The sequence below is a fragment of the Staphylococcus sp. EG-SA-2 genome (assembly GCF_017152085.1).
Genome location: NZ_JACYHC010001028.1, coordinates 1 through 10,645, shown reverse-complemented (window position 1 = coordinate 10,645; position 10,645 = coordinate 1). Strand labels below are relative to the sequence as shown.

The following is a 10,645-nucleotide window of genomic DNA, read 5'->3' as shown; positions in this document are numbered from 1 at the left end:
TTTTACCTTGTTTTGAGTTAATACCCACTTTACCGCCAACACTAGAATCATGCGCCAAAATCGTTGTAGGAACTTGTATAAAATGGACACCTCTTAATAGTGTTGCTGCTACAAATCCTGCAAAATCTCCTGTCGCACCACCACCAACAGCTATAATCGCTGTATTACGCGTTACATGATGTGACAAAATGTATTCTAATGTTTCTTGATATTGCTCAAATGTTTTCGTCTTTTCACCAGCTGGAATAATGACTTTATGCACATTTTCATATGATAAAATATCATCAAATTTATCAGCAAAATATTGATTTACATGCTCGTCAATTAATATAAAACTTTGATCAAACTGATCAATATACGTGCTAATATGGTCAATTGCACCATGTTCAACAAATATTGGATAATTGTTTGAAGGATAGGTTGTTTGTAATTTCATGATCACACCTCAATTGTTCTCGTTGTTAAAACTCAACATTTAATTGTCTGCGGTCAGCAATTTGTTGTTGAAGTTGTTCAATATGGTTTGATTGAAACTCTTCAAGTAATGCTTTCGCTATTTCAAATGCAACAACGTGTTCACACACTATACTTGCTGCAGGTACAGCACAACTATCAGAACGTTCAATTGTTGCCTTAAAGTCTTCTTTAGTATTTATATCAACTGAATTTAATGGTTTATATAACGTAGGAATAGGTTTCATTACACCATTTACAATAATTGGCATACCATTTGACATACCACCCTCTAAACCACCTAAATGATTAGATCCACGATAATAACCAATTTCACTATTATATAGAATTTCATCTTGAATCTCACTACCTGGCTTTTCAGCTGCTTTAAATCCTTCTCCAAAGCTTACACCTTTAAAAGCATTTATGCTGACAACACCTTGTGCAATCTTACCATCTAACTTACGATCATAATGCACATAACTACCAACACCAACAGGCATATTTTCAACTACAACTTGAACGACACCGCCAATTGAATCTCCTTCATTTTTAGCTTCGTCAATTTTATCTCGCATTGCTTGTGCGATACTGTCATCAATTACACGAACATCATTACGATCAAGATTTGCTTTAAATGTTTCTGAATCATAAAAATCTTTATCTTTAATGCCACCTATTTCAACAACACGACTGTATATATCGATATCTAACTGTTGTAATAACACTTTACATAAGGCACCGACTGCAACTCGAGCTGCTGTTTCTCTAGCAGATGATCGCTCTAGCACATTTCGTAAATCACGATGATTATATTTCATACCTCCAACCAAATCTGCATGACCAGGTCTTGGTTTTGTAATAGTACGTTTCATATTTTCACGTTCTTCTTCACTTATTGGAGCTGCTCCCATAATTTTTCTCCAATGCGTAAAGTCATCATTGGTTACAACCATAGTAATTGGACTACCTAATGTATAACCATTTCTAACGCCTGATACTATTTCTACTGTATCTTTCTCAATTTGCATGCGTCGGCCACGACCATAACCCCCTTGACGCTTGAACATTTCTTTATTAATATCTTCAACTTTAATTTCTAAATTTGCTGGTATACCTTCGACAATAACTGTTAATTGAGGTCCATGTGATTCTCCTGAAGTTAGATATCTCATACACACTCGCTCCTTTCATACTTCCGCAATAACATTATAATATGTTGTTAATCTTATCACATTCATTGTGGATTCATAAATGTTTGTTTTCAAGCTTAATTAAGAAAATGGATGACATCTCATTTTAAATGTCAGAATTATCTTAATATTAAACGAACTAAAATTAATTATAATATATTCGTCTGTAGAAAAGTATCATGAATTTCTAAACAGTTGCATCATATAATCATTAATTAAAAATGATTAGCCGTTTTAATATAATCGTATCGCAACTTTAGCAAATAATATACTGACTACATTTCTTAATACAAAAGAACGAACTGTTAATTATTAATAAAGTTAATCAGTCCGTTTAAAAAAATTATGATATTAAAATATACATATGTTAAGCGCTTTTGTTATACTTTGACTTCAAAAATATAATCAATTCTTTTACTAATACATAAAAAATATAAATGAGAGTCAGTATAAAAATAATTTTTGTTATAGGATTAAGTGGTTTATCTAAAAATATAGCACCATATAGTAATTCCATTAATTTTAAGAACATTAAAATCCCCAAAATAATCGAAATAATATTCTTCATTTTAACAACCCCTTCTCTCTGTTTAGTTTCATTTGATAAAGAATATTCCTCTCTTTTTAATACGTGTTACCAAAAAAACTATAAAATTTTTCAAGTAATTTACTACAACATAAAAAACGGGCCTTGTTATGTATAATCATAATGACTAACCACATAACAAAACCCTTTCTACCTTTATAAATAAATCGTAAAGGTTTACAGTTTATATTTTATTCATATAACCATGCATCACGTGGTGAAGCATAGCTAGTAATTTCATTTTCATTAAACCATAGATTAATTTCACGTTCAGCAGACTCTAATGAATCTGAACCGTGAATGATATTTCTACCAACAGTTAAACCTAAATCACCTCTAATTGATCCTGGTGAAGCTTCTGAAGGATTGGTGCTGCCAATAATATGTCTAGATACATTAACTGCATCTTCACCTTCAACTACCATTGCGAACACTGGTGCTGATGTAATAAATGAAATTAAATCATTATAAAACGGTTTGCCTTGGTGTTCACCATAATGTGTTTCAGCAAGTTCCATTGGTACTTGCATTAATTTACCACCGACAAGTTTTAGTCCTTTTCTTTCAATTCTTGAAATTACTTCACCAATTAGATTTCTTTGTACTGCGTCTGGTTTAATCATTAAAAATGTACGTTCCACTTTATGTATCCCCCTGTGTTTAATAGGTTTATGTATATTACTATTATATATTAACAGGTTGGTAAAGCGCTTTCAATACTTTTCATAAATACTATGTGTTTCTTGACCCCATTTTTTTCGTCAAACTTAAAAGTAGTGATTTCGGATGTCCATCTGGTAACTCAGAAATCAAATTCAAAGCTTTACTTAAATACTTCGAACTTACTGCCTTAGCCTCATCGATGCTGTCAGATTTTCTAATGATTTGGATACATTCTTCAAATTCTTTGCGTTCACTATCACGACGTAACTGTTCGATTTTCAATTTGAAGTCTGGATTTTTACGCATTTCTAATAAAATCGGTAACGTAATATGACCATTAAGCAAATCACTTCCGACCGGCTTACCTAATTTCTTTTCGGTACTTGTGAAGTCTAATACATCATCAATGATTTGGAAGCTCATACCTATATAATGACCAATCATTTTCAATTTTCGTACAGTCTCTTTATCAGATTGAGAAGTAATTGCACCAACTTCAGTTGATATTTGAATTAACAGTGCTGTTTTGCGATTGATACGTCGTAAATAATTAATAATTGTCTGTTGACTGTTAAATTGGTCTTGAAATTGGAAAAGTTCCCCTCTACAAACATCAACGATAGATTCAGATATCAATTGATGTACACGATTATCTTTAACGGCCATTAAGTGTTCAAGTCCTAATGCCAATAAAAAATTCCCAGTTAAAATAGCAGTTGTCTGATCCCATTTCTTTGATATGGTTAACTTGCCTCGACGCTTGTCGCTTTTATCAATAACGTCATCATGAACAAGTGTTGCCATATGAATTAACTCTAATGCGACTGCAACTTGATACGTTTGTTCAGACGTTTGTTCATCTTTGCCAAATTGGCTACTCAGAATAACAAATGCTGGGCGTACTCTTTTACCACCAGAAGACAATAAGTGTAATGATGCCTGTTCTAATACAGAATCTTTACTTTTTATTGCCTTTTCAAGTCGTTGTTCCACTTTCTTAATTTCATTGTTCATGTTTAACTTTGCCACGTTAATCACCTTTGGTATTATCTTTTTCTTTATAGCCAAGGTGCATTGCAGCAACGCCCCCTGTAAAACTACGTACTCTTACATTTATGAAACCTGCTTCTTCAAACATGCGCTTCAACTCTTCTTTTCCAGGAAAATTAAACGTAGATTGCTGTAACCATTCATATTCTTCTTTTGATTTTGCAAATAATTTTCCAAAAATAGGCATAACAAATTTAAAGTATAGTGCATACATTTGTTTAAAGACTGGCAAAGTTGGTTGGCTCGTTTCAAGACATACCACCATACCACCTGGTTTAAGTACTCTATTCATTTCTTTTAACGCGACTAAATAGTCTGGCACATTTCTTAATCCAAACCCAATTGTTACATAATCAAAAGAATTGTCTTCAAACGGCAATTCCATTGCATCACCATGAACAAGTTTAACATTTTCCATTGAAGCAGTTTTTTCTTTTCCTACTTCTAACATATTCTCACTAAAGTCAATACCAGTAACTTCACCTGTTGGTCCTACAGCTTTGCTTAATGCGATTGTCCAATCACCAGTACCACAACAAACATCTAATGCTTTCGTCCCTTTTCTAACACCCATGTCTTTCATGACGCGTTTTCTCCATACTTTATGCTGCTCAAAACTAATAATATTATTTAATCTATCATATTTTTTTGAAATATTTTGAAAAACGCGATGTACTTGCTCTTTATTTGCTTTATTGTCAGCCATGCTTAATTACCTCTACTTTTTAAATAACTTTTTTGGATATCGTGTAAGTAATGCTTTACTTCACTTTGATTATATTTCTTGAAGTATGATGGATAGTAATCAGACATATCTTCAAATAAATAATTATATATTTCCGACTCATCAATATTGATACCGAAATGAGATAACGTAATATATGGGAAAAGTGTTTCAATTTTTACTATTGCTTGAGAAATTTCATAATCATTTAAAGCTTGATGATGTAATGAAGATTTCAATTCATTAATTTCAACAATTGCTTTACTAATTTCATTTTGAAATGATAAATCATTGATTTCTGCTAGTAGCGTATAAAAATGTGCACTAATTAAATCTCCAATCAAAATGGAATGTTTAGACAAATGATTATATGTAATGTCATCAAGGTGTCTCATTGATGTGTCAATTGTGAGGCATGCTACTTTGGCAACATCTGGAATATCATATGAATCAAGTAACTTACCTAACCGATGATTAATATTAATGGATTCATATTCTGATACACCCTTTAATCTTTCTTCTATTTGTCTTTCCAATTTGCTAACAGTTGTTTCCATGTCTACACCTCACGATATTATCACTATTCATATTAACATTATATGTAAGAAATTAAAATCTTTTGAAGCATTAAGATTACTTATCATTTTTAAATTTCAATTTAAACTAACAGTAATTTATGTAGCTTTTGTAATTCTCATAATAACCTTTACTTCATTTACATTATTCATCTTTTTAAATAACGTAAAATACTATAGTAGACATGGTTACCTTTTAAGTAAATTCAACGCTAACAATTAATCTCATTATTCATATGTATATTTTGTAGTTGCTATTTTTATCAAAACTATTATGTCATGTAATATTTTGAACGCTTAAACAATGAATGTTCCAAAGATTAAAAACTTAGAAGAACATTACAAATTATGTACAGGTTGTAAGTATTAAAAGCAAAATAAAAAGCCCTTATTCAGGGCTTTTTAAGTAAAATTATTTTACAGCATCTTTTAATGCTTTACCAGCTTTGAATGCTGGAACTTTACTTGCTGGGATATCAATTTCTTTACCAGTTTGAGGGTTACGACCTTTACGTGCAGCACGTTCACGTACCTCAAAGTTACCGAAACCAATTAATTGTACTTTTTCACCTTTAGCAAGTGAGTTTTGGATTGATTCGAATACAGCATCTACTGCTGAACCAGCTTCTTTTTTAGTTAAATCAGCTTGCTCTGCAACTGCATTGATTAAATCTGTTTTGTTCATTAGACATTCACCTCCTGAGGTTTGATAATGATATGTTTATATCATTATGGTAAAACTTTAACACAAGCATTACATAAATCGCAATCATTTATGTGGCAAAAACGTTGAATTTAAGCCATTTCTATTCATTTTACGTAATTATTAGCCGTATATGTGTAATAATACACATTTTATTCAGATTTTTTATCGCGCTCCATTAAATCTTTTACGCATTCTTTTACTGAGATATTTTCAAATAATACTCTATATAATGCATTTGTAATTGGCATATCCACATTTTTTTCTTTAGCTAAATGATAAACTGATTTAGTTGTATAAATACCTTCAACAACCATATTCATTTCAGATAATGCTTGATCCATTGATTCACCTTGTCCAAGTTTATATCCTAATGTGAAATTTCGAGAATGTGTTGATATGCAAGTAACGATTAAGTCACCGATACCACCTAAACCTAGAAATGTCATAGGATCGGCACCTAACTTTTCACCTAATCTACTAATTTCCGCTAAACCACGAGTCATTAACGCAGCTTTTGCATTATCACCGTAGCCAATTCCAGCTACGATACCACTTGCTACTGCGATGATATTTTTCAATGCACCACCAAGTTCAACACCAATCAAGTCATCATTCGTGTACACACGCAAATAATCATTCATAAATAAATCTTGCGTTAATTTACTTACACTTTTATCTTTTGATGATGCAGCAACTGTAGTTGGTTGCTTGACTACAACTTCTTCCGCATGACTTGGCCCTGACAACACGCCAATACCTGCATTATATTCGGGTGAAATAGAATCTTCAATCATTTCTGACACACGTTTAAACGTCCCATTTTCAATACCTTTAGCAACATGTATAAAAGTCTTTTTAGAGGTCAGCTTATCATTAATTTGAGTAGCAACTTCTCGCATTGCTTTAGTAGGTAAAGCCATTAAGTAAATATCTGCAAATTGAATTGCTTTGGTCATATCTGAAGTAGCGATGATGTTAACATCTAATTTCGCGTATTTTAAATACTTTTTATTTGTATGACATGTATTTAATTCATCAACAGCATCTTGATTTTTACCCCACATCAAAACATCATGTCCATTTTCTGCAAGAACATTGGCAAGGGCTGTCCCAAAACTTCCCATACCAAAAACGGTAATTTTAGTCATTGTTATCCCCCAATCGTTAATTTCTCTTTCGAGCTATAATATGAATTGGTGTACCTTCAAAACCAAAAGCGGCACGGATTTGATTCTCTAAATAGCGTTTATAAGAAAAATGCATTAATTCTACATCATTAACAAATACAACAAATGTCGGTGGTTCTATAGCAACTTGTGTTGCATAAAAGACATTCAAACGTCTACCTTTGTCTGTTGGTGTAGGGTTCATGGAAATTGCATCAGTAACAACTTCATTTAAAGTTGAACTTTGAACACGTTTTTTATGGTTTTCACTTGCTTCATTAATGTAAGGGAATAATGTACGTAATCTTGTGCGTTCTTTAGCAGACACAAAAGCAATTTGTGCATAATCTAAAAATTGGAATTCTTTACGTACTTCATCTTCAAATTTCTTCATCGTTTTACTATCTTTTTCCACAGTATCCCATTTATTTACGACAATCACGACTGCTTTACCTTGTTCATGTGCATATCCTGCAACACGTTTATCTTGTTCAATGATGCCTTGTTCTGCATCAATGACCACTAAAACAACATTTGAACGTTCAATCGCTTTTAAAGCTCTTAGTACTGAATATTTCTCAGTTGATTCATATACTTTTCCTTTTTTACGCATACCAGCAGTATCGATTAAAACATAATCTTGTCCATCATAACTATACTCTGTATCAATAGCGTCTCTCGTTGTCCCTGCAACATTAGAAACGATAACGCGATCTTCACCTAAAATAGCATTTACTAAACTTGATTTACCTACGTTTGGTCGTCCAATAATGGATAGTCGAATTGTATCTTCATCATAAGGATCTTCTTCCTCTTCACCAAAATGAGAAACAACTGCATCTAACAAGTCACCAAGACCTAAACCATGTGACCCTGATATCGGATACGGTTCACCAAATCCTAATGAATAGAAATCATACACGTCTGTACGCATTTCCATATTATCTACTTTGTTAACCGCTAATACGACCGGTTTTTTAGATTTGTATAAAATTTGAGCGACCATTTCATCGCTTTGTGTCAATCCTTCACGCACGTTAACCATAAAAATAATAACATCCGCTTCATCTATGGCGATTTCTGCCTGCGCTCTAATTTGTGTTTGGAATGGTGCATCACCAATTTCAATACCACCTGTATCAATAATATTGAAATCATGTGTTAACCATTCACCTGAAGAATAAATACGATCTCGTGTTACACCTGGCGTGTCTTCCACAATCGAAACACGTTCTCCAACTATTCTATTAAAAATTGTAGATTTACCTACATTAGGCCTACCTACAATAGCTACTATAGGTTTAGTCATAAGCTAACTTCCTCTCTTTCTTATATCTTTTTAATAATATCACATGAGACTGTGTATTCAAAATGAGTTTATTACTGTAATGATAAAAATCAGCACTTAAAACTTTATCTTTTTAAACACTTAGTTAAATTTGTCCACGTTATCATTCCGAGTATATTTTGTTACATAAAAATACTCCACATGCAATCATAAACATGTGGAGTTGACTATTAAATATTAAATTATAGTTTAAGATTTTTAAGTTTATCACCAATCATATCGCCAATTGTTGGATTATCTTCTTCTTCGTTTTCTAAGTACGCCTTAGTCGTAGAAGGATCACTTTCAACAACATCTTCGTTTGGTAATGTTGCTTTAATAGATAGTGATACTCTTTCATTCTCTTCATCAATACCTAATATTTTAACATTTACTTGTTGACCAGGTTCTAACACTTCACCTGGCGTACCAATGTGTTTGTGTGCAATTTCAGAAATATGTACAAGTCCTTGTACACCTGGTGCAATTTCAACAAATGCACCAAAGTTTGCCAATCTTACTACGACACCTTCAATGACATCATTTTCGTGGAATTGACCTTTAATATTTTCGAAAGGTGTTGGTAACGTATCTTTGATTGATAATGAAATACGTTCTGTATCTCTATCAATAGATTTAATTTTAACTTTAACATCTTGACCAATTGAAACTACTTCTTCTGGTGTTTGAACATGTTCGTGAGAAAGTTCAGATACATGCACTAAACCATCAACACCACCAATGTCTATAAATGCACCAAATTGAGTTAAACGCGCTACTTTACCATGAATAACATCGCCTTCATTTAAAGATTGTAATAATTGATCTTTTTTAGCATCGTTTTCTTCTTGTTCAACTGCTTTACGGCTTAAAATGACTCTATTATTTTCAGGATCCAATTCTTCAACTTTAATACGAATTGTTTGTCCATCAAACACAGAGAAATCCTCAATGAAGTCTGTTGAAATTAGTGAAGCCGGAACAAAACCTCTTTGTCCTACATCAACAACCAAACCACCTTTAACTACTTCTGTTACTTTCGCTTCGATGATTTCATTATTATCTAATTTTTCTTGTAAATAACTATAAGACTTCTCAGTTTCAAGTTGTCTTCTAGATAAGATGTAAGCTCCAGTTTCATTTTCTTCATCAAACTCAACTTTAGTGACATATGCTTCAACTTCGTCGCCCTCTTTTACAACTTCACTTGGGCTATCAATATGATGCGTAGATAGTTGACTAATAGGAATAATCCCATTAAATTTACCACCGTTGATATGAACAACAACTTGCTTGTCTTCAACTTGTTGTACCTCGCCAGTGACTTTGTCACCTTCTTTAATATCGTTAATCATTGATTCATTGAATTCTTCAGTCATCTTGTTTGCCTCCTTATACACTACATATTTATAACATCTTATAAACTGACAGAATTGTCAAGAAATTCTACCTTTATTACATTTAGTAAATTAGTTGTATCCATAAATATGTCACTTAATCTCATTCTGTAAATTAGTTGGACATATATTTATTACAACCATATATTCAAACAAGTAATAAAGTCCGCTATGTTTATACATATTTTTTGTATAAAAATTAGCATAGCTTACTATTTTGTTTTATAAGTCTGTCATTTCATTGTTCTCTACAAGATATATTATAGTAAAATTTTATACTTTTATAAAACAAAAAGCCACGTAATTGAGAAACTTTTACATTTTGTTAGTAAGAAGTGTGTATATTAGGCATCATTCTTTAATCATTATATTTGTTAATCGTAATAATAAGTCATTGCTAAATAGCACTTTAATATTGATGTATTTTAAAGCATCTCTTTAATTTTAAAAAAGTAAATTTAAATAACATGCTATTTTAGCTTTTTTGTTAATACAATTCATAGGTTGTTTATAAATCAGTTGAATTACTAATATGCTTGGTTTAATTACGCACTTTTATTTCTAGTATTATCGTTATTCGTTTATAAATTAACAAAAGACCATTTCTATTCGATTAGAATAAAAACAGCCTTTTCCGTTCATCAAGTAATTATAAATTTTATTAATGTTAGCTTCTTAATTATTTAATTTGACTCACCATCGCTAAAATTTCGTCAGTAACTTCTTCAATCGACTTGCCTGTCGTATCTAATGTCACTGCATCATCTGCTTTTCTTAATGGTGATATTTCACGGTTCATGTCATA

The 10,645-nt window shown here is 31.9% G+C and carries 12 protein-coding genes and 1 pseudogene; all 13 read right to left on the bottom strand.

The features are described from left to right. A partial coding sequence (locus tag IDG60_RS17590; RefSeq protein WP_206160997.1) for an iron-containing alcohol dehydrogenase occupies nt 1-436 on the bottom strand: 436 nt, incomplete at its 3' end. A gap of 25 nt (nt 437-461) precedes the next feature. Beyond that, nucleotides 462-1,628, bottom strand: a complete 1,167-nt coding sequence (gene aroC / locus IDG60_RS17585; protein WP_001269921.1) for a chorismate synthase — start codon at nt 1,626-1,628, stop codon at nt 462-464. 385 nt (nt 1,629-2,013) lie between these two features. Continuing rightward, entirely contained in the window at nt 2,014-2,214 is a 201-nt protein-coding gene (locus IDG60_RS17580) for a hypothetical protein (RefSeq protein WP_000789522.1), read from the bottom strand. 209 nt (nt 2,215-2,423) lie between these two features. Continuing rightward, complete coding sequence (ndk, locus tag IDG60_RS17575; protein ID WP_000442480.1) at nt 2,424-2,873, bottom strand: nucleoside-diphosphate kinase; 450 nt, start codon at nt 2,871-2,873, stop codon at nt 2,424-2,426. A 91-nt stretch (nt 2,874-2,964) separates the two neighbouring features. After that, the gene (locus tag IDG60_RS17570; protein ID WP_001096471.1) at nt 2,965-3,924 is read right to left on the bottom strand and encodes a polyprenyl synthetase family protein; all 960 of its coding nucleotides are present in this window, start codon (nt 3,922-3,924) and stop codon (nt 2,965-2,967) included. Nucleotide 3,925: 1 nt separating this feature from the next. Next, nucleotides 3,926-4,651 (bottom strand): demethylmenaquinone methyltransferase, encoded by a 726-nt coding sequence (locus IDG60_RS17565; RefSeq protein WP_000774684.1) that lies wholly within the window; start codon nt 4,649-4,651, stop codon nt 3,926-3,928. Nucleotides 4,652-4,653: 2 nt separating this feature from the next. Beyond that, the gene (locus tag IDG60_RS17560; protein ID WP_000450555.1) at nt 4,654-5,226 is read right to left on the bottom strand and encodes a heptaprenyl diphosphate synthase component 1; all 573 of its coding nucleotides are present in this window, start codon (nt 5,224-5,226) and stop codon (nt 4,654-4,656) included. Between the two features lie 430 nt (nt 5,227-5,656). Then, nucleotides 5,657-5,929: an HU family DNA-binding protein gene (locus IDG60_RS17555; protein WP_001043863.1), complete on the bottom strand. Its 273-nt coding sequence runs from the start codon at nt 5,927-5,929 to the stop codon at nt 5,657-5,659. 170 nt (nt 5,930-6,099) lie between these two features. Next, complete coding sequence (locus tag IDG60_RS17550) at nt 6,100-7,098, bottom strand: NAD(P)H-dependent glycerol-3-phosphate dehydrogenase (protein ID WP_000161745.1); 999 nt, start codon at nt 7,096-7,098, stop codon at nt 6,100-6,102. A gap of 16 nt (nt 7,099-7,114) precedes the next feature. Then, nucleotides 7,115-8,425 (bottom strand): ribosome biogenesis GTPase Der, encoded by a 1,311-nt coding sequence (gene der / locus IDG60_RS17545; protein WP_000165530.1) that lies wholly within the window; start codon nt 8,423-8,425, stop codon nt 7,115-7,117. Nucleotides 8,426-8,646: 221 nt separating this feature from the next. Then, the gene (gene rpsA, locus IDG60_RS17540; protein WP_000133961.1) at nt 8,647-9,822 is read right to left on the bottom strand and encodes a 30S ribosomal protein S1; all 1,176 of its coding nucleotides are present in this window, start codon (nt 9,820-9,822) and stop codon (nt 8,647-8,649) included. A 256-nt stretch (nt 9,823-10,078) separates the two neighbouring features. Further along, nucleotides 10,079-10,162, bottom strand: a pseudogene (locus tag IDG60_RS27840) (hypothetical protein); the annotation flags it as partial. A 357-nt stretch (nt 10,163-10,519) separates the two neighbouring features. Then, nucleotides 10,520-10,645, bottom strand: a 126-nt coding sequence (locus tag IDG60_RS17535; RefSeq protein ID WP_206160998.1) for a (d)CMP kinase, incomplete at its 5' end; no start/stop codon positions are given.

Coding starts and splice junctions, on each gene's coding strand:
- IDG60_RS17580 (WP_000789522.1), bottom strand. CDS start 2,214: ATGAAGAATATTATTTCGATTATTTTGGGGATTTTAATGTTCTTAAAA.
- IDG60_RS17550 (WP_000161745.1), bottom strand. CDS start 7,098: ATGACTAAAATTACCGTTTTTGGTATGGGAAGTTTTGGGACAGCCCTT.
- rpsA (WP_000133961.1), bottom strand. CDS start 9,822: ATGACTGAAGAATTCAATGAATCAATGATTAACGATATTAAAGAAGGT.
- aroC (WP_001269921.1), bottom strand. CDS start 1,628: ATGAGATATCTAACTTCAGGAGAATCACATGGACCTCAATTAACAGTT.
- IDG60_RS17555 (WP_001043863.1), bottom strand. CDS start 5,929: ATGAACAAAACAGATTTAATCAATGCAGTTGCAGAGCAAGCTGATTTA.
- IDG60_RS17560 (WP_000450555.1), bottom strand. CDS start 5,226: ATGGAAACAACTGTTAGCAAATTGGAAAGACAAATAGAAGAAAGATTA.
- der (WP_000165530.1), bottom strand. CDS start 8,425: ATGACTAAACCTATAGTAGCTATTGTAGGTAGGCCTAATGTAGGTAAA.
- IDG60_RS17565 (WP_000774684.1), bottom strand. CDS start 4,651: ATGGCTGACAATAAAGCAAATAAAGAGCAAGTACATCGCGTTTTTCAA.